This window comes from Exiguobacterium sp. ERU653, from assembly GCF_018617775.1.
Lineage (GTDB): Bacteria > Bacillota > Bacilli > Exiguobacteriales > Exiguobacteriaceae > Exiguobacterium > Exiguobacterium marinum.
Window position 1 is genome coordinate 1,513,344 of the sequence record NZ_JACSKV010000001.1, and the last position, 22,815, is coordinate 1,536,158.

Below are 22,815 nucleotides of genomic sequence, written 5' to 3' on the forward strand. Positions count from 1 at the left end.
AATCGCCGTCTCGGTAGTCTATTTTTTTGACAGGTCAAATACATTCCCTATTTGAATTTTAAGATATAGAAAATTAAGGAAATAAATTCACCTCATGGTATACTTTGAAAAAGAAGTAAATCCAATTTTTGAGGTGTATCTATGAAACGAATCTTACTCGTCCTCGTCTTGATCGGCGCGTGGGGATTTGTCACCCCGATCGACTCCGTTCAGGCTGCGACGAACCCGTTCCACATCCGCTCCGTCCCGAACGCCATCGTCTATGAGATGAAAAGCGGGAAGCTGACGAAAGTGGCGACCTATTCGACGACGAAACGCTATGCGGCGATCAGTACGTCCGGCTGGTACTATGTCGCCCTGAGCGGTGGAAAGAAGGTCTACATAAAGAAGAGTCAGGCGAAGCTCTTACTCGCTGACGCCATCACCCGTTCAAACTTAACGTCGAGCGGGACAGCACGACTGTCGCATGAATACATGCGACAGATGGCACCGCACGCCCCGTACGAATACGAGCGTCTCACCGAAGCGAGGGCGATCGACTATGCGAACCGGGCCCTTCGTGGGGATTGGTACGTCCCGTCCACACCGCATCGTCTGTCGGTCCCAAACATCGACACGTTCGACTGGCATCGGGACATCCCGAGCTCTTCAAGCAACTCGTATCCGTTCCAAATCCACTATTTGACGGTGTTGAACCAATTGACACAAGCCTACAATGCGACAAACGACACCGCGTATTTGAAATACGGGATGCGTGTCGTGAAAAGTTGGACGAAAGCCCACCCGGTCGCCAACTACAAACAGTACCGTTGGCCGTATAATGACCACGGCACATCGGTCCGGACGTTCCATTTGTTGAACTTCTGGGACGTGTACAAGTCGTCGTCCCTTTACAAAGACACGGCATTCACGGGTCTCATGCTGCGGACGCTCCATGAGCACGGCACGTTGCTCGCGACATCGAGTTTTTATAAGTATGAACATAACCACGGCGTGTTCCAGGACATGGCGCTCACGGCGATCGCGCAGACGTTCCCGCAGTTCGACCAAAGCGCGAGATGGAAAACCGTCGCTGACAGCCGGCTCGACAAACAGATCCGCCACAGCATCACGTCGGACGCCGTCCATCTCGAGCATTCACCGGGCTATCAGGCGTACATGTATCACGTGCTCGACCGCTTCGTCATCTGGGCGGACGACAACCGCTTCACGCTCCCGTCCAGCATGAACCGCGTCGAATATATGCCGAAACAGCTGACGTATATGGTCAAGCCAAACGGGACGCTCCCAATCTTCGGGGACACGTCCGGGGCACGACGCACGACGTCGATCATCCCGCATATCGAGGACTTCCCACAGCTCGCCTACGCGGTCTCGGGAGGGAAGGAAGGGTCACGCCCACCGCTCAAAGCGAAGAAAATCAGCACGCAGTATAGCTTCATGCGCGAGTATTGGTCTGCCCCACCGCGTGCCTTCAATCAGGCGACGCAAGTGATGATGACGGCGGGCTATCACAGCAATGCCCATAAACACGCCGACGACTTGAGCATCGACCTGTACGGGCTCGGTCGCGACTTCATCATCGAGACGGGACGCTACGGCTATACGAACCGTCCGGAACGTCAGCGCGTCTTCGGAGTCGATGCCCATAATACGGTCCATCGTGACGCTTCGAACCTCGACTTGAACACTTCGATGCGCGAGAAGAGCAAGATTGTCACCGTCAAAAACCTCGGTCCGTCACTCCTCGCGATGGGTGAAAGCAAACTCATCGGCAAAGGGGCGACGCATCGCCGGACGCTCGTCTATGATAAGGCGCAGACGCTCGTCGTCTATGACCGGATCAGCTCCCCGACACAAGAGAAATTCGTGCAGCGATTCCACCTTGCGGAAGGTCTGAAACTGCTCCAGAGTTCGATGGCGACCCAGAACGTTGTCTATGGCGACTCGAACGGCCGGACGATCCAACTCATGCAGCTCAACCTGAAAAATTCATCGATGCGCAACAGCACGAGTTTCGTCGCCGTCGAGGATTATGAATGGAAGCCGCGTCCGCAAGTCATCTCGTATAACACCGGGAAAGACGTGCGCTACCTCACACTCATCCGACTCGACCAGTCGAAGACGACGATCCGGTCGGCGAGTGTGAAAGTATCCGGTTCGAACTATATCGTGACGTATACCCTCTCGAATAAAGAGACGAGACAGATCAGTGTGCCGATCTAAACAAACAGGTCCTTTACGCCATGTTCGCGTAAAGGACCTGTTTTTTACTTATGCCGTCTTCCGTCTTGTCGTCCACAGGAATCCGATCCCGATGACGAGAAGCACCAAGCCGATCAACCAACCGTTCGACGATTCGCCACCTAAGAATGGGAGTCGCTCCGTCAATGTCGGTTTCTTGCTGTCGCCTGCACCGAGTGTCGATTCAGAGTCGGCGTCATCGTAACCGCCTCCTCCGGCACCGCCAGGGATTTCTGTCTCTTCAAATTCGAAATACTCTGCCGTGTTTTCTACAGTGATCTGTTGTTCGTTCGCACCACCACGCTCGAATCGGATCGTCCGTGGCGTCTCGTCCAACTCATAGCCGAACGGCGCCTCGGTTTCCGTGAGCGTGTACGTGCCGAGTCTCAAGTCGGTCACGCGCGCTTCACCCGACGCATCCGTCGTGAGAGTGATCACCTTACCGGTTGAATCGGTCAACGTGAACGTAGCCCCTTCGAGCGGTTCACCCGTCTCACTGTCGACCTTCTTGACGAGGAGCGTCTTGATGCGGTCGTTTTCTACCTTGACCGTCTTCTCGACATCTCCGCGCTCGAACGTGAACGCATACGGTGACTCATCTAAGAAGTACCCCTTCGGTGCCTTCGTCTCGACGAACTGATAGTCGCCTGGAACGAGCCCCTCGACGACAATCTCTCCGTCTTCATTCGTGACGAGGTCCGCTTTCACGACTTCGCTATCACCGTTCAACAGCTTGAACGTCGCACCGGCCAACACATTACCGGTCTCGCTGTCCGTCTTGACGAGTCGCACCGATTTGTACGGGTCGTTCGTCACATTGACCGCGAGGACTTCATTCGTTCCGCGTGTGAGCGTGAACTCGTGTTTTGTCGTATCTAAGATATAACCTTCTGGAGCCTTCGTCTCGACGAACGCGTAGTCGCCCGGTTCGAGGTCACGGACGAAGATCTCTCCAGACGCATCTGTGACAAGTCCTGCACGGACAACGTCACCCGACGCATCGATCAAGTCAAATGTCGCGCTCGGAAGTACGTTTCCTGTCGTGACATCCGTCTTCGTGAGTCGGACTGACTTTTTCTGTTCGTTCGTGACAGTGAGTGTCGTCGGTGCTGCTTGACGAGATGCCACGCTGAACGTGTGCTCTTTTGGATCGAGCAAGTACCCGTCCGGCGCTTTCGTCTCGACGAACGCATAGCTGCCCGGTGTGAGCCCGCCGACATAAATCTCACCTGTCGCGTCCGTCACGAGTCCGGCGCGGATCGTCGTCCCGAACGAATTGACGAGATTGAACGTCGCCCCCGCCAGACGGTCGCCCGTCTCCGAGTCGACTTTCGTCATCCGGACCGATTTGTATGAATCGTTCGTCGCAATCACTTCTGTGATATCGTTCGTCCCGCGTACGAGCGTGAACGGACGTGCCGTCATGTCGAGCATGTATCCAGGCGGTGCGACCGTCTCTTGGAAGTAGTACTCGCCCGGGTTCAATCGGTCGACCAAAGTCTCCCCGTTCGCATCCGTCTTCAAGCCCGCCTCGACTAGGACACCGTCCTGTCGATAGAGCGAGAACGTCGCATTGGCGAGGCGTGAACCGTTGATCACGTCCGTCTTGATGAGACGGACCGACTTTTGCTGTTCGTTTGTGATGGTGATCTGTTCATCGACGTCTTGCCCGTACTCGACCGTGAACGCATGAGGCGTCTTGTCTAAGATGTAGCCGGTCGGTGCGGTCTTCTCGACGAACGTGTACGTACCGATGTCTAGGCGGTCGACGACGACCGTCCCGTCTGCTCCCGTCGTCACGTTGTCACGGACGACTTCGTTCTTACTGTTGTATAACGTGAAGACTGCGCCTTGAAGAGTGGCGTTCGTGTCTTTGTCGACTTTCGTCAACTTCACACGCTTCATCGTCTCATTTTTGACGTTGTCTTTTTGAACGACGTCACTCTCGAGCGTCACCGTGAACGTATACGCCTTTTCAGGTAACACGTATCCGTCCGGCGCTTCCGTCTCGACGAGCTGGTACGTGCCGAGGTCGAGGTCCTCAATCAAGAGCACACCGAACGCATCGGCCGCGAGTCCCGTGCGGAGCGTGTTTCCGTTCGTGTCTTTCAAGTCAAAGACGGCACCTGGGAGCGCCAAGCCCGTCTTCCAGTCGACTTTCGTCACTTCGATTGACTTGAACGGTTGGTTCTTCACACTGACCGGTGTCGCCGTCAGCTGATCCTTCGTGATCGAGAAGTCATGTTTCGTCGCATCGAACAAGTGACCCGTCGGCGCCTTCGTCTCGACGAAGTAATACATGCCCGGCTCGAGACCTTTCACGGTGATCTTGCCGTCCTTGTTTGTCACGAGCCCTTCGCTGACGAGCGTATCGGCGGCATTATATAAACTGAACTCCGCTCCTTCGAGTACCTTGCCGGAAGTCGACGTCTTCATCAATTCGACGTCTTGGCGGATCGTGTCGTTTTTGACGGTCGTCGCTTCTTTCACTTTCGCGATGGTGATATTTCGGGATGCCGTCGCGATCAAGTAACCGTCCGGCGCTTTCGTCTCGACTAGACGATAGTCCCCATAAAGGAGGCGACCGAACGTCAAGGTCCCATCGGTTCCTGTCGTGCCGCGACGGACGGTACGTCCGCTACCGGTGTCGATTAAGTCGAACGAGGCCCCGCTCAAGTTCTTCTCGCTCAACTCGTCCGTCTTCGTAATCGTCAATTCGCCGAGTTCTCCGCTCGCCGTCCCCATTCCGGACGTACGGGCGACTCGGACCTTCGATTGTTTCGTCGTCGTGTTCTCGGATACCTCGTCTGCCGTCACATAGACGTCGTTCGTGATATCCGTCCCGACCGCAGCCAGGATATACGAGTCATATTCTAAGATGTATGGGCGATCGATCGGATTGTTGAACGTAAGTTCGAACTCCCCCATCTCTTGGATCGCTCGGACCGTGTACGCATCCGTCGACAACTTCCCTGCCTTCGTCACCGTACCGTTCGGGGCGACCGTCGTCTCATAGACGCTTAGCGAATCGAGCAGGACGTCCTGATTATTCGATGGGACGTCACGAATGACGACATTTTGTAACGACGATTGTCCGAAGTTGATATCGATCGTCCAGGCGATGAGCTTTCCTTGCTGGACGCCTCGCTTCTCGTTATATTCGCCACCGTGGCGGACCGTCACCGTCGCCGGCAAGTTGCCGAGCTCGGTCGCTCCGTCTGTGACCACGGCCGTGTTTTTATAGGACGGCGCGATTTTTGTGTCGTCGATGTTCGTGTCATACACGATGACGTACGCGTCGCTCGTCGGGTCGTTGAACGTCAACACGAAGCCCGTTTCACTCCACACGACGTTGTACGTGGACGATGGGATCGGGGTCGCATCGACCGAGTAGGCGTTCGCCCCACTTCCGCGCGTCATCTTGGCGACGGTGAAGGAATCCTTGTCCGGTACTTGCGTCCCTTCCCACGTGTCGGTGACGGTCAGGTTCGTCGTCGCATACTCATGGTAGTTGATTCCAATTTTCCAAGTGATGTCTTTCGTGACGGCGTTATACGTGCCGCCTTTGAATCCGTTGTTGCGCGTGTTCGATGCCGGCTCGACGGAATCCGTCGTCGTCACCGTGCGTCCGTTCGATGATTCATCGACCCAGTCGACGGTCGCCTCGTTGACGAAGCTCGTATTGCTCGCGTCCAGACGCTCGCGGTAATCGAACGTCGTTTCATACGTGATGTCATGTGTATCGGTCAATTGTATGTTGAAACGGATGGTGAAGCCGTTCGCGTCAGGGATGACCGTGTAGTCCGTCCCTTTCGTCAACCCGCTGATTGTCAGCGAGTCCTCGATGAACGTCAAGCCCTCGTTCGGGAACGTGTCGGTGATGACGGCGTTGTTCATCTCCCGCTTGTCCCGGTTCAACTCGAGCGTCCACTCGATCGTTTCTGCCGCATAGTTTGGTGCCTTGTGCGTCTTTCGTAAGACGACTTGCCCGATCGACTGGGTCGCCGACTTCTTCCATCCGTTCACTTCGATCGTGTTCGTCACACTGCCCGGGGAGACGACGCGATTTTTCGCACGGGTCGTATACTCGAGCTGATACGCCGTCCCGTTCTTCGGCAGGTCGAACGTGAATCCTTCAAGCCCCGTATCTGTGATTTTGCTTGTCGTCACGGGAACGGCTACCCGATTCGCAATGTTCCCATTAGCATCAAGCGTCACCTCATATAACGTGAGATTGATCAATTGATGGGTGTCGGTGAATAAGTCTTTTACCGTGAGCGAGCCCATATTCCGTTGCCGGAAGTTGATGTCTGACTCCCACGTGATTGTCTGGGTGACATCGTCATAATTCGGCGTCCGTTTCTCGAGCTCCGTCCCTCGTCCGGCAGCGACCGTCGCCGAGGCCGTCGCCGTCTTGAACGACGTCCCTTCGAGGTTCGTGACGTTGTTGAACGTCGCCACCTCTTCATCGACGATGTCCGTGATGAACGTGAGGCGATAAGCGTTTTGGATCTTCCCGAAGTCGATGGCGAGACCATCCGTCGTATCGACCGTGAGCCCCGTCACCGGTTCTTCACGGATGACATTCCCGTTCATCGCCATGACGAGCCGGGTCACTTCCATGCTGTCGGCGCGATACGCCAAACCTGCAGGGATCACGTCCGTCCAGCGGGCATCCTCGATCTGTTTCAGCCCTTTGTTCAACTCGACCGTCCATTCGATGGAGCTCGGGTTGTACGGTCGGTCGGCGACACCGGCTTTCGTGATGTCTTTCCCTGGACTTTTCAATCCGACCGGTAACGTTTGCGAGAGCTGGTTTTCGATTGGGGTGATCGTGACCGTCCGCTCTTCTGAGATTTCGGTCGTCTCTTTCACTTGCGTCAGAGCTTGAATCGTCCCTTCGATGTTTGAGTATTTGTAGACGTTGTCGTTAAATCTCATCGTCGCTGTCCCGTCAAGGGCGAGCGAGTATGTTCCCATCGACTGACCGTTAAAGTTGAGCGGTGCGTTCGTGACCGCGTCATACACTTTCAACTCACTCGGCATCTGGAACGTGAACGTCGACCCGTCCGTATAACTGTGCCCGTTCGGGATCGACCAGTTGTAGTTGATCTCGACGATCGAATCGGTCGTGACCGTACTCACCTCAACGTTTTCCGTTGTCGTCGTCCGAATCGTATACGTATCTAGAATATTGTCGGTGATCGTCATGACCGGAGTGTCCGGTGGCTGCGGGTCCGTGATGACCGGGTCCCCTTCCGCGTACGCCATTCGTGAGACAGCGAACGGCTGCATGACGAGCAATATGGTCAAGACCATGGATAACCATCGTTTCATGTGCGTTTCCTCCTGCGTCTTTGTTTGCAGACATCACAAACGTGGAACAAGGAGATTCGCCTCAAAGAACATACCAAAAAAAGGCCGCCTTCTCGGAAGGGACCTTGGTCGTCATTCAGTCATAGAGTGTGGCACGATAGTCAGAGGTGATACGATACGTCGTCGTCCGTCGCTCGGTCACGTCACGCGTCACATCGATGACACGCCACTTCCCACTTACGAACACTTCGTTCCACGCATGATAGCCGTCGACGCCTTTCGCCGTCCCCATCACGAGACGGGTCGGGATGCCTTGGGCACGAAGGAGTGCTGCGTTTAGTGACGCGAAGTCATAGCAGATCCCCCGTTTCGTCCGAATGGTCTCGGCGTTATTCGGCAGATAAGTCGATGAGAGCTTCATGAGCTTGTTGTCGTCATAGTCAACGAGTCGGTTGACGTGACGACTCGTCATGAGCGCTTGCGTCGAAGTGGAGTAAGATGAACGTGACAACGACGAGGCGAGACGCGACGTCGCAGAATCAATGGAAACATTTTGGGTGGAATGAAGATACGGTGCCGTCGAATGGACGAGACGGACCGTTTTCTGAAGGCGATAGACGCGTTTATAGCGTTTGCCGTCCGATGACTGGTAAAGCGTGAATGAATAGTCCCCATTCCCATAGTTGACGTTGAAATGATTCTTCCCTCTATAGACATCGTAAGTACGGACCTGCTTGCCTTGTCGCACCTCGAACTTGAACGATCCTTTGTCCTTATTTGAGATGTACACGTCGACTTTCCCCGTTCGTGTATCGACACGCGCGCTCGCCGCATCCGCGACGGCAGGTCGCACCACAATCAGTGCGAACAACAATACCAACATCCCTGCGAAGAATTTCTTCACGAGACGAACCTCCTTTGGAAACTGGCTGCCATTTTACAGGCCCTATAGCTTTGCGTCACTCGCTTTCGCGTAGTTTTGCCATTATCAGTGAAGTCTTACGCCTCAACCTTAGCACATCAGATATGAAAACGATTTCTGTTTTTTCGATTTTATGGTAACGGATGTGCTAGATCGGTCATAAAAATTAATACTTCTAATAGTAATACCCTTTTATCACCAATTAACAGCTTTTAATAGTTATTGAAAATTATTATTGTAATGCTGACGAATTTTTTTAAGAGTTTAAAAAAATCTATCAAGTAATCAGAAGAATATACACAGGACAAAAAAACCATCACCCTTCTAAGAAAGGTGATGGTTAAGAGAACATCAGATTGACTGCATATCTCAGATTAAGGAGTTGTTACAACAAGACCTTTAACTGTGATTGTTTTACCATCAAGGAGGTAAGTTACAACAAATGTATCTGTTGCAGCAGCATTTTGAATATCTACTGTTTTAGATCCATTGAGATTAACCGCTAAGTCAGTCTTCGGATCTGTATTATCGACCAAGTTAGTCACTGTAAGAACAGGTGAGACAGTCTCGATTGCAACACCATACTGGTCAGTCACTTTAAGGATACCTTTCAACGCAGCTGAATCATCCGCCGTAGAGAGAGCAGTTGACTCAAACTTAGCTACACCATCAACGACAGCATCTTTTACGAATTCAACCTTGTCAGCTTTTGGAGCAACTTTTGAAATCGTTACATCTTTCATAAGTGTAACTGGTGATTTCTCTCCATCTACTACTACAGTGATTTTTGAAGTGATTTCATTCTTATCACCGAAAGCAGGATCGTTATCAGCAAGAACTGAGTTTAATTTCCCGTTAGTGATGTCAAGAACTGCATCATCTTCAATCACAGTGTAGTAAGAAGCTGGGAGAAGGACTTTAGATCCATCAGCTTTCACACCATAGACTTTGAAGTCTTGCGTGTGCGATGTAGCAAGACCATCTGCATAGAGTGTGCCAACTTCAGCAATCTCGAACGATGCATAAGCTGACTTATCAACAGTTGTGAATGACACTTTAAGCGGGCTTGTTGAAACTTGTTGTCCATCTTTCATCAAACTGAAAGTAAGGGTTTCAGTTCCTTTAGCAGTCCCCGAAACTGTGAATTTAGAAGTGTTTGTAGTCAAGTTATCATCTGAAACAGCGACTGCACCTTCGTTTTCAGTCTCAGCTACAACAACTTGCAAGTCGTTAGCACCTGCTCCAAGTTTATCCTTCAAGTCATACGTACGACCATATTGATCTTTAACGATGAAGTTAGAATAATCAAGAGTTGCTTCCCCACCAACAGCTACAGTGGTGTTTACATCTTTCAATGACTCGATTGTTGCAGCATATGCCGCAGCTTTTACGTCAAAGTTAAGTTGCGAAACTTTACCTGTTGCTGAAACTGTCGCAACTTGGACATCAAATCCTTTTGCACCAGCAGTGTATTCAAGAACAGCAACACCGTCTTTACCTTTAACGAGTTCAAGTTTCGAAGATGAGAAACTTACTTTGCCGTTAAGGTCATCAAATTTAGTTAATGCGTTTCCAAACTGGTCTACTGCAGTAAATGGAATTTGAACTTTTTCACCTGCTGCAACCATCTCAGCAGGAGCAGACATGTTAAACGATGCAAGAGCAGGAGCTGCTGCAACATTCACTTCATACTGTGCAACTTTACCAGTTGCCTTAGAGATAGATGTAACGATAACCGTTCCACCTTTAGCGTAGTTAGCTCCTGCAGTGAACGTAAGACCCAGCTTATCTTTATCAGCGCCAAGACCAGAAACTACGTTGTTGATTGCAAGTACAGATGGATTAGATGAAGTGAAGATAAATCCATCATTGATTTCTGTTGCAGTAAGTGCTTTACCGTACTGATCCATGCCGTTCACAAGAAGAGCAAATTCTGATGCTGGAGTCACACCAGAGAATGGCTTACCATCTTTGTGATAAACAGATCCGAATGATAATGAGTCAGCAACTGCAACATCAGCAATAGTAATCACTTTTGAAATGACTGTGTTCGTTGAAGCATTAATTCCTGTAACAGCAATCATGTCACCTTTTTTGATTTCAGTTGCCGAAAGCGTCAATACACCTTTGTTATCGTCAGATGCAGTAACACCGTTAGAAGCAGTCCAAGAGATATCTGTAGCAAGTGCTGAAGATGTTACGTCTTCACCGTATTGGTTCATAACTTTGTAAGCTACTTTAGCTTCAGTCTTAGCTCCGTTTGTTGGTGCTGTAGTTGACCCAAGTTCGATAGATGCAACTTTTTCGTTCATTACTGAAGCAGTTTTCGTAAGAGCTTCGTCTGTAAGACCAGAAACTTTTACAGTGTAGTCGCCTTCAAAGAGTTTGCTAGCTAATTCAAGCTTCGCAGACTTTTTATCTTCAGAAGGAACAACTGTCGCGTTTACAACAACTGATCCACGCTTGATTTCAAACTTAGCTTTAGAGAAGTCGATTTCTTTGTTGAAGTCAACTGTAAGAGCGTTAGCTGCAGTAGCTTTGAACTCTTTAATCTCAGCAGCAGTATTAACTACTTTGTATTTAACTGTTTTCGTAACAACGCCGTAAGCGCGGTTAGCATAAGTGAGTGTTCCTTCGAACTCCCCAACTTTATCTGTGTTGAATCCAGCTACTGAGACTGGTTTCGCATATTCGTTACCGTCTGCAAAGAGAACTGGTTGAACGCGGATCCCTGAAACAGGTACGCCTTGCTCGAATACGAATTCAGATTCTGGTTTGATTTCTTGTGCGTGGTTCAAGACGCGGACGCGCTTCTCAACACGGATGCCTTGGCCTTTTACAAAACCTTTAGCAGTTTGGAATACACCGAGTTTGTTCAAGTCTACTGAAGATTTGTACCAGTAGATTTCGCTGCCCTTGTATTCTTTGTCGAGTGTCGCGTCGAGGTCCCCTACGCGTACATAATCTGATGAAAGACGCACTGTCTTTGTTGCTGCGTCTGCTGTAATTGCAGGCGCTACTGCTGATGCTGCTACTGCGAACGCTGCCGCTGCAGTAACGAATTGTTTCTTCTTAGCCATCTGATGTAAATCCTCCCTTAGGTAGATAGGTTTTTCTACCGTCCTTGCCCAACCGATCTCGTTCGGAGTCATGTATCCATAACAATGAATAAAGTGCTAATGTTTATGTAACTGACTCTTCTGTAGACCAGGCGTTCTCCCCCGGTAGAAGTCTTTGCAAGAATCATCTTGAACAATTTACCAAGACTGTTCTTGGAAAACCTTACATCCATAATATACATAACACTTCCAAGCGACACAAGCGTTTTTTTTCGCAAAATTGGTAACGTTTTTGAATTTTGGAGATTTTAGTTTAATTCATTTTCGTATTTACCTTTTTTGGAAATGTCGAAACGAGTCGTTTTTTGTTGATTTCATGCGATTTAAGTTGAAATACACGTTGAAAACCATTTTTATACCATTAATTACCTTAAGTATTTAATTTACATTATTGATTTTTAAAGTCCCTTCTAATCCATACATATTTCCAAATTAAAAATCATTGACCTCTTTCACAAAACCAAAGTTATCCAAAATAGCACCTTTCATTCCAATTCCTCTTTTATAGGCATCTTGCTCAAAATTCGTCTGCTCGTGAGGACTTTGTGCCTAGCATCGATTTTTGTTCTAGTACGATTCGTTTATCAGTAATCAGGCAATGGGAGACTCAATAGTTTGTTTCTTCATGAACGACAAAAGACGGGTATCCCGATCACTCGGCATACCCGTCTCTCTTCTATCGTATAGTCTTATCGTACAGTCACCTTCGTCATCTTGCCCGGGCGATCTTTCAAGTCCTCGATATGGACGTTGATCGTCTCACTCTTTTTGAGCGCACGTGTCTTCACAGAGAACGTGCCGTTCGAAAGGATCGTTCCGCGTCCCAACAGCTGATACTTGCTGTTGCGGACGACGACACGCATCCCGGCTTCGCCGCGACCTGTGACCGACTTCGCGAAAGAACGGAGCGTGTTCACTTTCGGTTGCCCCGGACGTACGCCGGCTTTGACGACGACACGTTCGCTCGTCTCATACTTCCCGTTCGTATAGACGACGCGAAGGAGCGTCCCTGCTTTTTGCGATTGAATCGAGAAGGCGGCAACGGTCTGTTTCGACGTGCCTCGTCCGATCAACTTCTCTCCTTTATACACACGGACCGTTGTCCCCGACGCGACTTTCGCCTTGAACGTCGACGAGTTGTCCTGTGCCATTGCACCCGATGCATTCAATTTGAGCATCGACTCGGCGCGATAGACGTTCGCCTTCCCGAATCCGCTCACCGGATTGTAATACGCCGGGAGCGTCATGCCCAATTCTTCTAACACATACTCGAACCCGTCACTCATGCGTGGGTCGTACGGTGCGTCCCCACCCGAGAAGGCGATCGGGTCCGCCGTCCGCTGCAAGAGCGTTCGTACCTCTTCGACCGAAAGATCTGGGTGATACGACTTGAGGAGCGCGACGGCTGCAGCGACGTGTGGCGTCGCCATGCTCGTCCCGTCCATATAGACGACGTTCCCGTCCGGTACGAGACTCGCCACTTTCGAGCCCGGTGCGACGACGTCGACGTTGACGCCGTAGTTCGAGTAATCCGAGACGATCCCGAAGGCGTTCGTCGCGCCGACCGAGATCGTATATTTCGATGATGCCGGATACGATACGCGTGACTGCGCATCGTTCCCTGTCGCCGCCACGATGACGACGCCACGGTCATACGCATACTTCAACATGTAACCGAGCGTACGGCTCTCGTTGCCGCCGAGGCTCATGTTGATGACTTTCGCCCCTGCGTCGACCGCATACTTGATTCCGAGTGCGATTTGGTCCGTGTCCCCAGAACCGCCCGCATCGAGCACTTTCACCGGCAGAATCGAGACGTTCGGGACGATTCCGCGCATCGAGACGCCGTTGTCACGTGTCGCGCCGATGACGCCGGCGACGTGTGTCCCGTGACCGTGGTCATCGATCGCGTCGCCTTCCCCGTTCGGGTCGACGAAGTTCTTCGCGTTTGCGACATCGACCTTGCCTTTTAGGTCAAGGAGACGATGGTCGACCCCAGTGTCGAGGACGGCCACTTTGATCGACCGTTTCGGCAAGTTCAACGCCTCATACTTATCGAGGCCGATCCCTGCATTCGCGAACGGCTCGAGGATCGACTTCTGGTTGATCGCCCACTGGTAGTCGAGGCTGACGTCGGTCGCGAACGACTCATACGTCTGGACCGGCTCGATATACTCGACGTTACGGTCCGACTCGAGCGTCGACTTCGCCTGTGCCTGCATCTTCATCGACGCTTCTTCCACATCGACGAGCGCGAAGTAGTCAGACGGTTTCCCGATGGCGATACGCTCGGCCGAGACGTCGCTCATCGCGTTCATCTTGCCAATTGATGTGTTTGGTGACGATTTGTATTTGACAATGTAACGCGGTGCGTCACTGCCGTCCGTTTGAATCGTCATTCCGATCTTACCAAAGAGGTCCGTCACCGGGGTCCCGGCGAGCGAGTCCATCTCGAGCGCTGTCGCGATCTCGCCGATTTCGCCTTGCAACGCGGTCGGTACGCTTGCGTCGACCAAGGCGTGGAGACGGTTGATCGCCGAGGCGTCCTGGGTTTTGAGCGTATACGCCTTCTTGTCAACGAGTGCCGTCAACAACGGACGGAGCGTCTTCAAGTCGGTGAGGGCAGCTTTGCGCTTCTCGCCGTCAAACGTGATCGCCTTGACGATATACGGTGAGGCACGGTAGTAAAGGGCCGACAAGTCGCGACCTTCCTGTGACGTGCCGAGTACTTCACTTTGGACGCGACGGATGAGCTTGAGCATCGAGTCACGTTCCGGTGCCGGTTGGACGATCGATTCGACGGCACACATGTCGCCGCCGACCTGCTCGTATTTGACCGGGAGCTTGACCGGGTTGACGACGAGCTTGATGTCTGACGCGAACATCGAGAGGTCTGGTGCCGGTGGCTCTTCCCCTTCCGGTACCTCTTCTGTCGGCATGTCCATCATCTCTTCGCCGAGTTCCATCGGCATATACTCGACCTTGATGTAGTATGGACCTTCCCATGCGAACGGGAAATCGATCTTGGCCGTCTGTTCTTTCTCTTCCTTCGTCGCGCTCGCGCGGTAACGGTCGAACGTCTCATCCTTCGCCGCCATGTCGGCGCTCGGGTAGACGCTGATGTTCGCGAGCTTCGAAGATTCGAACGTGACTTCCATATGTGTCATCGCGGACGTCTCTCGTTCCATCTTGAACCAATACGTGTTTACCGGCTCCGTATCGGTCGTGAACTCGACCGCTTCCCCCGGAGTGAGTAATGTGGCATTGGTCATCCCGTTTCCACTGTCAGCGAGTGCTGGCGGCAAGAACGAAAGGACGAGGACGAGAACCGTCACCATCGCCACGAACTGCTTGAATCGTGCTTTCATGTTTTCCCCTCTTTCATATGTGTTGAGGCATGTACCCCACATCGTTCTACGATAATTATCGGTTCATGTTTCAAAAGCGTAACAAAAATGTTTCGACAATGTTTCAATCTATTCGTCGAATCGTCTTTCTTCCTATAAGGAGAGAGATCTTCGCATACAAAAGACCGGTGTCTCCACCGGTCCCTCAATTAGTATCCTGCGTATTGAAGCGATTGGATGAAGGCGCGTTTTTCAGCACCTGCTAACTTAAACTCTACATCGTATTCGCTACCTTCGATTGTGACGACGATCCGGTTTTCCGGACGGACGTACTTGTCGACGAAGTTGATGAGTTTCGTGCTCGGGTCGAAGAGGAACGACTCTTCAATCGAACCGTCATCATACATTTCGTACGTCACATCATCTTCTGAGATGTTTTGTGAGTATGTCGCGCGCCCAACGCGGAGTGTCATCTTCTCAAACCCTGCGACTTCCCCATCTTCCGCAAAGTAGTTGAGCAGGAAGTTCAGGTTTGATTTAGATGGATGACCGAGAAAGGCCGGTGCGAACGTCTCGGCGTAGCGCGTGTCACCACTTGAACGAAATGCTTCTTTATGAAGCGTCAACTTCATACCTTCAATATAGACACGGTGGAAGTTGTGATAGAGTGCATGTTGCACCGTGATCGCTTTTGGTTTACTGACGTTGCCTGCACCGTCGCGGATGACGAGTGACATCTTCTGTCCCATCTTTTGAGCAGGGATCGGGACGATGAACCCACCGTGTGACATGACCGGTGCCGTGTACGTTTTGCTGCCGATTGTGACGATGGCAGTCGAATATGGTTCAGCTTTCCCGTAAACGCCACGCATCGATGCCGTCACCGATTTCGTCAACGTTGCCGGTTTCGGTGCGTACCGGTCTTTGTAGACGCTACGTTTTGACATGTCGCTCGTCGCACCTTTCGTCGTGACCGTCTTCGCCGAGAGCCACGAGTAAGCAGGTTGAGCTACAATCCCACGACGATAGAGACCGTTCGCATCGAACTTCCCTTTATACGTCTTGTCGCCGATCGTGAGCTCGACGTATTGTCCCGGCTCCCCGAGGACACGCACTTCGCGCGATGTCTCCGTCAACGGTTTGATGACCGGTGCGTCAGGACGTGCTTCCGGGTCTTCTGCGACGATCGCACGCGTCGTCTCACTGATGTTGCCGCTCGCGTCGACGAGACGGACATCGATCACTTTTCCGATCGACTGTGGAGACATCTTGAAGACGGCCTCGCCACCTTCTAAGATCGTACGGACGTACGTCTTACTGTTGATCATGATCTCCGCTTTCGCTGCGACCTCACCCGTGATTGTGAGTGAGTTCGACGTGTGGAGTGGTGCTGATAACACAGGGGCGTCAGGTGCTGTGACGTCTTCAGTCGTCTCCGCGTTGACGGCTGTTGAAGGAACGATTCCTCCGAATGCGAGCGTGGTCGCTAAGAAAAGAGCTGCATATTTTGGTTGTTTCATAATGAATTTGGGTCCTCCTCAGGAATAATGACAATCGTTTACAAAAATATTATAATCTGTCCTTTTTCAAAAGGGTACATAATTTTTCTAAAATAGGCATATATTTTTCAAATTCACATTTCCTTCATTTTATAAAAAAGACACCCATTAATGTGGAGTGTCTAAACGCTTATTATCCTTCGTTGATCATCGTCGCTTGTCCGCCTTGCCATAACCAGACGCCATCTTCTTTCGTATAAAGATGAAGCATCCAGAAGCGACCTTCGTAGGCGTTCGTGCCGAGGATGAACTTCTCCTCGAGCAAGAGTTGGACGACGGCGAGGTCGCCGCGTACCGTCTCGTCGAACGTCACCGTCTCCTGTGCGATCCATTGAATCGCCGTCGGGTCGACGTACTGGTCCAAGAACGTCTCTTTATCGAACTGACGCCCGCTCGAATCGACATATCGGAACGAGTCGTGCATGAGCGCCCGCATCGCGTCGAGATCGCCGGCCACTTGATGGGCCGACCGGTCGTCAGAAAGTTGTTTCATGTTGAGTGTCTCCATAGTTGTCCCTTCCTTTCCCCGTCCATCATAGCACAGATAACGAACAGCGAACGAGTGGAATGCAGAACATCGAATGACTCAATCATTTCCCTCTTATCGAAATATGCAACCTATTTCACATCGACTACATATATACTAAAAACTGTAAATTTCATGAATCGAGGTGGAAATGTTGAAACGAATCTTCAGTTTGCTCTTACTCTTTACATTCTCTTGGACACTCCCCGCTCAAGCGGTCGGGTCAGATGCCATGCTTCGTGCCGGCACGACCCTCTATGCCGACCCGGAGGAATCGATCGTCCTGCTCGTGACGGATGAGCCGCAACGAGTCGAGATCCATAACGTGACCGAGACGCATACGTCAGTCACGGTCGACGCGCAAAACGGATTCGTCCGAAATGACGCCTTGGTGCACGCCGTCACACGTTACATCCAAACAGAAACTGATGCGCTCGATGCTGCCGGCAATCCGGTCGCGACACTCGCCATCGGGACAGCGGTCGACGTCTTCGACATCGAAGGTGATCGTCTTCTCACGACGGACGGGACGTATGTCGCCCGTGACGCACTCGGCGAGACGCCACCAGAGACGGTGACCCGTTACGCCAAAGTGGGTGCGGTCGTCTTGTCTGCGCCAGACGGGGACAAAATCGCCGAGCTCGAACCCGGGCAGACGCTCGACGGTTTTGTCGTCGGTTCGATGATTCGCATCGAGACGGCGGACGGCTACGGCTATGTCGCCTTTGATACGACGAGCACACGTCCGATCAAGACGGGCACCCAGTTCGTCTTGACGACATCTCCTTACACCGATGCGACCGGAAAGACGATTGACTCCCTCGTCCGCGGTGACAAGACGAGCGTATACGGCACCGTCGGAGACATGGCCCGCCTCTTCAAGGACGGGGCTTACGTCTATATGAAGCGCGACATGCTCGCGGACAAGATGCCACGCTACACGAAGACGGGTAGCCGCTATGCGCTCAGCGCGATCAACATCTATCAAGATACGGACAAGAAACAAGTCGTCGGGTCGCTGAAACGAAGTCAGCTCGTCAGCGTCTACGGGACGGACGATGACTTCACACGCATCTTTACGCGCGGTCAGTTCCTGTTCGTCGAGACGAAATCGCTCGGCACGACGAAACCGGCACCGCTGAAGACGGGACAACGGTATATCACGAAAGATACGTCGATTTATGCCCGAACGGTCCTGTCGTCGAAGACGTCCCTCAGCCTGAAGCGCGGACAACTCGTCAGCATTTACGGGACGAAGGGCAACTATACCCGCATCTTCACGAAAGGCAACTACTACTTCATCCCGACGAGCGTGACGAGTACAAAAAAACCGCCTCGCTTCGAGTCGACGGGGAAGCGATACAGTCGCTATGATGAGGTCGAAGTATACGCCTCGACGTCTGTCGTGAAACAAGTCGGTTCCTTGAAACGTGGGCAAGTCGTCGAAACGTTCGGGACGAGTGGGTATTACACACGCATCCGTCTGAACGGGACGTATCGTTACGTCGCGACCGGCTACCTTGCCGTCTCGAAACCGACCGCGAAACCAAAGGCGGGCACGGTCTTCTATACGCAATTCAACGGGACGCCGTACTTCTCGGCTGACGTCGCGTATGGTCGTCCGGCCGGCACATTGCCGCGTGGGACGAAACTCGTCGGACTTCGCTCGATCGATGCCGATTTCTGGCACGTCCGTCTTCCGTCCGGGAAACGCGTCTACGTGTTGAACCCGTATATCGCCGAGACGAAACCGAAGGCGATCCAGCCGGCGAGCGTCTATACGGCCGCCCACTACGGGACGACGAAAAAGACACCGTTCTATGCCAACCCGAACGACACGCGTCCGATCGGGTATCTCGATGCCGGACGTCGCATCTACCCACGTGGGAAGAGTGGCGACTCGTATCTCATCCAGTACGACTGGCGCCCCGTCTACGTCAAGACAAAAGACGTCCGCATCAAACAGGATGCCTTGTTGAAGAAACGCGACACCTCGCAAAAAGAGCGTCTGATCAACGCAGCCGTGAAACATCTCGGGACACCATACACATGGGGCTCGCAGTCACCGCTGAACGGTGGGTTCGACTGTTCCGGTCTCATCCATTATGCGACGAACCAGGCCGGTAAAGTCGGCGGTCGCACGAACGTGTCGGGCTATTGGTATAGCGGACACTTCAAGAACAAACGGACGGGCGTCACGAATGGTCGTCGCGGGGATATCATCTTCTTCGCCGGCACGTACAAATCCGGTCCGTCCCATATCGGCATCATGCTCGATGACGAGTTCTTCATCCATGCCGGGGGCGAGATGCTTCAAATCAACTCGGTGCACGACCCGATGTGGCGTCCGTACTTCCTCGGGTACAAATCGTTATAAGGAGGAATCTCCATGTTTGAGTTTATTGATCCGCTTGTTTGGCAGCTCGTCATTGTCCCGATTTCGACGATCGGGATCGGTGTCCTAACTGCTTGGAGAACGAAACGGTTCTGGATTGGTCCGGTTGTGACCTTCCTATTGAATGGAATCATCGAAAAAATGATGGCGATGGTGTATTACAACGAGAGCTTCTTGAGTATAGAGTCGTTCAGTTCATTCACAATCATCAACGCATTCTTCTCGCTCTTCGTCTCGTTCGTGCTCGTCGGCCCACGCAAAACATCGAAATCTGCCTGATGTGTCGTGATTCATCATTAAAGGAGGACACTCCATGTTTCACTATATCGACCCGTTCCTATGGCAACTCGTGATCGTCCCAACGTTGACAATCGGACTAGGGGTCGCCATCGCACTGCGCCTGAAGCGCTTGTCTATCGCTCCCTTGATCACGCTGATTGCCTACTGGGGCATGGAGTGGTTCATGTATCGGGGCACCCTCTTCTTCTTTACAAAGTGGTGGTTCCTTCCCCTCCTGGCGTTGGGGATCACGTTCACGTTCATCGGCAAACGTCAGGTGGAGCACCCTTCGGTCAAATGATGCTTGACAATGCATCTTTATCCCGTTAAAGTAACGATAACATTCATACGAACTCGCGATGAGAAAGAAGAGTAGCGCGAAGGGACGTCTTCAGAAAGCCGGTGGTCGATGCGAACCGGTGTCGTACCTTGCGCGAATGGGCTTTTGAGCGTTCAGACCGACATGTAGGCTCTGACGGGTCCTCCCGTTATCGGGGACAGCGAATGATGGTTCGCGATGAGTGGGAAGACAAGGCGTCTTTCAACGAAGGTGGCAACACGGGGAATCTCCTCGTCCTTCATGTCCGATCGGGCATGCGGGGCGGGGAGATTTTTTGTTTGAGCGATTGGAGGTGGGCTGGTGAGGTACCACGGATATACGCACCGCGGTCATCGTATACGAACAAGACGTGCCCCTCTCGTTCGTGGATGAACTGAACGAACGGATACGTCGTATATTGACCGTTCAAACGAGGTTTCGATTTTCTATAAAAATCTCGATAACAAATCGCCTCGAGGAGTGGTCGCACACGGATTGCGGACTTGTCCGCTATCGGCACGGTGAACATCCATAACGGTTCGTCATCGAACATGCACGATGTGGCGGTCGTCTTGAAGCGCACCGATTTGTCTCGGATATAACAGAACAGACGGGTCGGTTTGACGGGTTGTCCATATACATGCCAAACGATCCGGATGGGGTCGCCCTCTTCGAACAACGCATCAAACAATTGCTGGGCATGACGAACGACAGCCTCAAAATACTCAAAATTCAGTTCATCAGATTTGATATCAACGTAAGGTGACAGCGTGTCCTCGAGTTCGATATGCTCGGTCAACGCTTCACCTGAAAATTGGTCCGGTCGTAAGACTGACATATATGCATCCCCTTTCTACTCACAATTATAAGGAGGTTCTTTCAATGCAACAACTTATGATCAATGGCGACGAACTCACACCGGTGGCAATCTTCCACCGACTGCAAGGTGAACGAAAGGTATTACTCGAAAGTCGCGCGGAAGGCAAGCACGGTCGCTACTCCATCATCGCGGCGAACCCGGTCGAGACGATCCGGGTCGATGGGAACGACGTGACGGATGCAACGGGGACGGTCTATGCGGACGACCCGCTCCATGCCCTGTCAAAACGCATTACTCGTGACGACTTCACTGCCCCATACCCGTTCATCGGCGGTGCCGTCGGCTATATCGGCTACGACTTGCTTCGCGTATATGAACCAATCCCGAACACGCCGATCGTGACGCGTGATTTGCCAGACGCCCTCTTCCAGCGCTATGAGACGGTCGTCTTATACGACCACCTCGAAGAACAGGTCATCTTGCTTGATACGAGTGAGACGGATGCTACGATGCGACTTGAGTCCATCCGTGTACAGCTCGAGACACCGGAGACGCACGCCCTCGAACCGGTCGTCCGGACGAGCGAGCAGATTTTGACACCGAAGGATGAATTCATCGACCGTGTGCTCCAGGCGAAAGAGGCAATCCTCGCAGGCGAGGTGTTCCAACTCGTCTTGTCGCAACGAATCGACGCGACGTTCACCGGGGACCCGTTCCACTTTTATCGGACGCTACGGAAACAAAATCCGAGTCCGTACTTGTTCTATATCGACCTCGGGGAAGCAATCGTCCTCGGGGCCTCCCCGGAGAGTCTCGTCCGCGTCGAGAACGGCAAAGTGACGACGAATCCGATTGCCGGGACACGCCCTCGTGGGAAGACCGTCGAGGAAGACATGCGTCACGCGGAGTCACTCCTTCAAGATGAGAAGGAACTCGCCGAGCACCGGATGCTCCTCGACCTCGGACGGAACGATATCGGGCGGGTCGCCAAAGTCGGCACGGTCACTATCCCGAAACACATCGAGCTCGAACGATTCAAAAACGTGATGCATCTCGTCTCGGAAGTCGAAGGGGATTTACGTGACGATGTGACCCCGATCGATGCGCTCCGTGCCTGTCTTCCGGCCGGTACTGTCTCCGGGGCTCCAAAGATTCGGGCGATGCAGTTGATTGACGAGCTCGAGACGGTGAAACGAGAAGTTTACGCCGGGGCGGTCGGCTATCTCGACGTCCGCGGCGGATTCGACTTCGCCCTCGCCATCCGGACGATGGTCGTCCAAGGTGACACGGCCCATGTTCAAGCCGGTGCCGGCATCGTCTATGACTCAGACCCGGTATCGGAATATGAAGAAACGTTGCACAAAGCCAAATCCCTATTGGAGGTGTTCGCATGATTCTCCTCATCGACAATTACGATTCGTTCACGTATAACGTCTATCAGGACGTCGCCCGCTTCAGTGACGTCTGTGTCATTCGGAACGACGAACATACTATAGAAGAAATCCGTCGCATGAACCCGAGTGGCATCATCCTTTCTCCCGGTCCCGGCGGTCCACAAGATGCCGGTGTCTCACTCGCGGTCGTTCGACAATTGTCCGGCTACATCCCGATTCTCGGGGTCTGTCTCGGCCATCAGGTCATCGCCAAGGCGTTCGGGGGGAATGTCGGACGGGCGAACGAGGTGATGCATGGTAAAGTCTCACGGATCAATACGGTTCCTGGTGTCCTCTTCGAAGGATTGTCGATGGACGTCATGCGCTATCACTCGCTCGTCGTACAAGAGACCGAACTGACAGTCACGGCCGAGACGACAGACGGTGTCATCATGGCACTCGAACACCCGAACCATCCGACGTACGGTGTCCAGTTCCACCCCGAGTCGATCGGTACACCGGACGGACGTAGCATCTTCGAGCGCTTCGTCCAACTGTGCACGAAAAAACCGGGGCACGTGTCCCCGGTTTGAGTG

At 52.4% G+C, this 22,815-nt stretch carries 13 protein-coding genes, 1 riboswitch and 1 other annotated feature; of the genes, 6 read left to right on the top strand and 7 right to left on the bottom strand.

The genetic code is table 11. The features are described from left to right. Positions 1 to 141 precede the first annotated feature (141 nt). Entirely contained in the window at positions 142 to 2,226 is a 2,085-nt protein-coding gene (locus KNO95_RS07705) for a heparinase II/III domain-containing protein (RefSeq protein WP_026825269.1), read from the top strand. Between the two features lie 48 nt (positions 2,227 to 2,274). Here KNO95_RS07705 and KNO95_RS07710 read toward each other — a convergent pair whose 3' ends face one another. The 6 genes from KNO95_RS07710 to KNO95_RS07735 all read right to left on the bottom strand — a co-directional run bounded on the left by KNO95_RS07710 (position 2,275) and on the right by KNO95_RS07735 (position 17,015). Further along, positions 2,275 to 7,581, bottom strand: coding sequence for a SpaA isopeptide-forming pilin-related protein (locus KNO95_RS07710; RefSeq protein ID WP_026825268.1), 5,307 nt, complete (start codon positions 7,579 to 7,581; stop codon positions 2,275 to 2,277). A gap of 115 nt (positions 7,582 to 7,696) precedes the next feature. Beyond that, positions 7,697 to 8,464, bottom strand: coding sequence for a transglutaminase-like domain-containing protein (locus tag KNO95_RS07715; RefSeq protein ID WP_026825267.1), 768 nt, complete (start codon positions 8,462 to 8,464; stop codon positions 7,697 to 7,699). Positions 8,465 to 8,477: 13 nt separating this feature from the next. Further along, positions 8,478 to 8,554: riboswitch (cyclic di-GMP riboswitch) on the bottom strand. 302 nt (positions 8,555 to 8,856) lie between these two features. Next, positions 8,857 to 11,562 (bottom strand): hypothetical protein, encoded by a 2,706-nt coding sequence (locus KNO95_RS07720; protein WP_026825266.1) that lies wholly within the window; start codon positions 11,560 to 11,562, stop codon positions 8,857 to 8,859. Positions 11,563 to 12,290: 728 nt separating this feature from the next. Continuing rightward, complete coding sequence (locus tag KNO95_RS07725; RefSeq protein ID WP_026825265.1) at positions 12,291 to 14,969, bottom strand: S8 family peptidase; 2,679 nt, start codon at positions 14,967 to 14,969, stop codon at positions 12,291 to 12,293. Positions 14,970 to 15,157: 188 nt separating this feature from the next. Next, positions 15,158 to 16,468, bottom strand: coding sequence for an Ig-like domain-containing protein (locus tag KNO95_RS07730; protein WP_026825264.1), 1,311 nt, complete (start codon positions 16,466 to 16,468; stop codon positions 15,158 to 15,160). A gap of 172 nt (positions 16,469 to 16,640) precedes the next feature. Then, the gene (locus KNO95_RS07735; protein ID WP_026825263.1) at positions 16,641 to 17,015 is read right to left on the bottom strand and encodes a nuclear transport factor 2 family protein; all 375 of its coding nucleotides are present in this window, start codon (positions 17,013 to 17,015) and stop codon (positions 16,641 to 16,643) included. Between the two features lie 169 nt (positions 17,016 to 17,184). Here KNO95_RS07735 and KNO95_RS07740 point away from each other — a divergent pair, with 169 nt between their 5' ends. The 3 genes from KNO95_RS07740 to KNO95_RS07750 are packed head-to-tail and all read left to right on the top strand — an operon-like array spanning position 17,185 to position 20,008. Then, positions 17,185 to 19,410, top strand: coding sequence for a C40 family peptidase (locus tag KNO95_RS07740; protein ID WP_235181825.1), 2,226 nt, complete (start codon positions 17,185 to 17,187; stop codon positions 19,408 to 19,410). Between the two features lie 12 nt (positions 19,411 to 19,422). After that, positions 19,423 to 19,707, top strand: coding sequence for a hypothetical protein (locus tag KNO95_RS07745; protein WP_051545948.1), 285 nt, complete (start codon positions 19,423 to 19,425; stop codon positions 19,705 to 19,707). 34 nt (positions 19,708 to 19,741) lie between these two features. Further along, positions 19,742 to 20,008 (top strand): hypothetical protein, encoded by a 267-nt coding sequence (locus KNO95_RS07750; RefSeq protein ID WP_026825260.1) that lies wholly within the window; start codon positions 19,742 to 19,744, stop codon positions 20,006 to 20,008. 49 nt (positions 20,009 to 20,057) lie between these two features. Continuing rightward, positions 20,058 to 20,289, top strand: a binding site (T-box leader). Here KNO95_RS07750 and KNO95_RS07755 read toward each other — a convergent pair. Next, positions 20,286 to 20,864 carry a DUF3885 domain-containing protein gene (locus tag KNO95_RS07755; protein ID WP_026825259.1) on the bottom strand — a complete coding sequence of 193 codons (579 nt, stop codon included), beginning with the start codon at positions 20,862 to 20,864 and terminating at the stop codon, positions 20,286 to 20,288. Its footprint overlaps the feature before it by 4 nt. A 44-nt stretch (positions 20,865 to 20,908) precedes the next feature. Here KNO95_RS07755 and trpE point away from each other — a divergent pair, with 44 nt between their 5' ends. Then, positions 20,909 to 22,240 (top strand): anthranilate synthase component I, encoded by a 1,332-nt coding sequence (gene trpE / locus KNO95_RS07760; protein WP_026825258.1) that lies wholly within the window; start codon positions 20,909 to 20,911, stop codon positions 22,238 to 22,240. Continuing rightward, positions 22,237 to 22,812, top strand: coding sequence for an anthranilate synthase component II (locus KNO95_RS07765; RefSeq protein ID WP_026825257.1), 576 nt, complete (start codon positions 22,237 to 22,239; stop codon positions 22,810 to 22,812). Before trpE ends, KNO95_RS07765 begins: the two co-directional genes overlap by 4 nt. Positions 22,813 to 22,815: the final 3 nt, after the last annotated feature.

Excerpts from the sequence above, each read along its gene's own strand:
- KNO95_RS07705 (WP_026825269.1), top strand. The coding sequence starts at position 142 with ATGAAACGAATCTTACTCGTCCTCGTCTTGATCGGCGCGTGGGGATTT.
- KNO95_RS07710 (WP_026825268.1), bottom strand. The coding sequence starts at position 7,581 with ATGAAACGATGGTTATCCATGGTCTTGACCATATTGCTCGTCATGCAG.
- KNO95_RS07720 (WP_026825266.1), bottom strand. The coding sequence starts at position 11,562 with ATGGCTAAGAAGAAACAATTCGTTACTGCAGCGGCAGCGTTCGCAGTA.
- KNO95_RS07725 (WP_026825265.1), bottom strand. The coding sequence starts at position 14,969 with ATGAAAGCACGATTCAAGCAGTTCGTGGCGATGGTGACGGTTCTCGTC.
- KNO95_RS07730 (WP_026825264.1), bottom strand. The coding sequence starts at position 16,468 with ATGAAACAACCAAAATATGCAGCTCTTTTCTTAGCGACCACGCTCGCA.
- KNO95_RS07735 (WP_026825263.1), bottom strand. The coding sequence starts at position 17,015 with ATGGAGACACTCAACATGAAACAACTTTCTGACGACCGGTCGGCCCAT.
- KNO95_RS07740 (WP_235181825.1), top strand. The coding sequence starts at position 17,185 with ATGTTGAAACGAATCTTCAGTTTGCTCTTACTCTTTACATTCTCTTGG.
- KNO95_RS07745 (WP_051545948.1), top strand. The coding sequence starts at position 19,423 with ATGTTTGAGTTTATTGATCCGCTTGTTTGGCAGCTCGTCATTGTCCCG.
- KNO95_RS07750 (WP_026825260.1), top strand. The coding sequence starts at position 19,742 with ATGTTTCACTATATCGACCCGTTCCTATGGCAACTCGTGATCGTCCCA.
- KNO95_RS07755 (WP_026825259.1), bottom strand. The coding sequence starts at position 20,864 with ATGTCAGTCTTACGACCGGACCAATTTTCAGGTGAAGCGTTGACCGAG.
- trpE (WP_026825258.1), top strand. The coding sequence starts at position 20,909 with ATGCAACAACTTATGATCAATGGCGACGAACTCACACCGGTGGCAATC.
- KNO95_RS07765 (WP_026825257.1), top strand. The coding sequence starts at position 22,237 with ATGATTCTCCTCATCGACAATTACGATTCGTTCACGTATAACGTCTAT.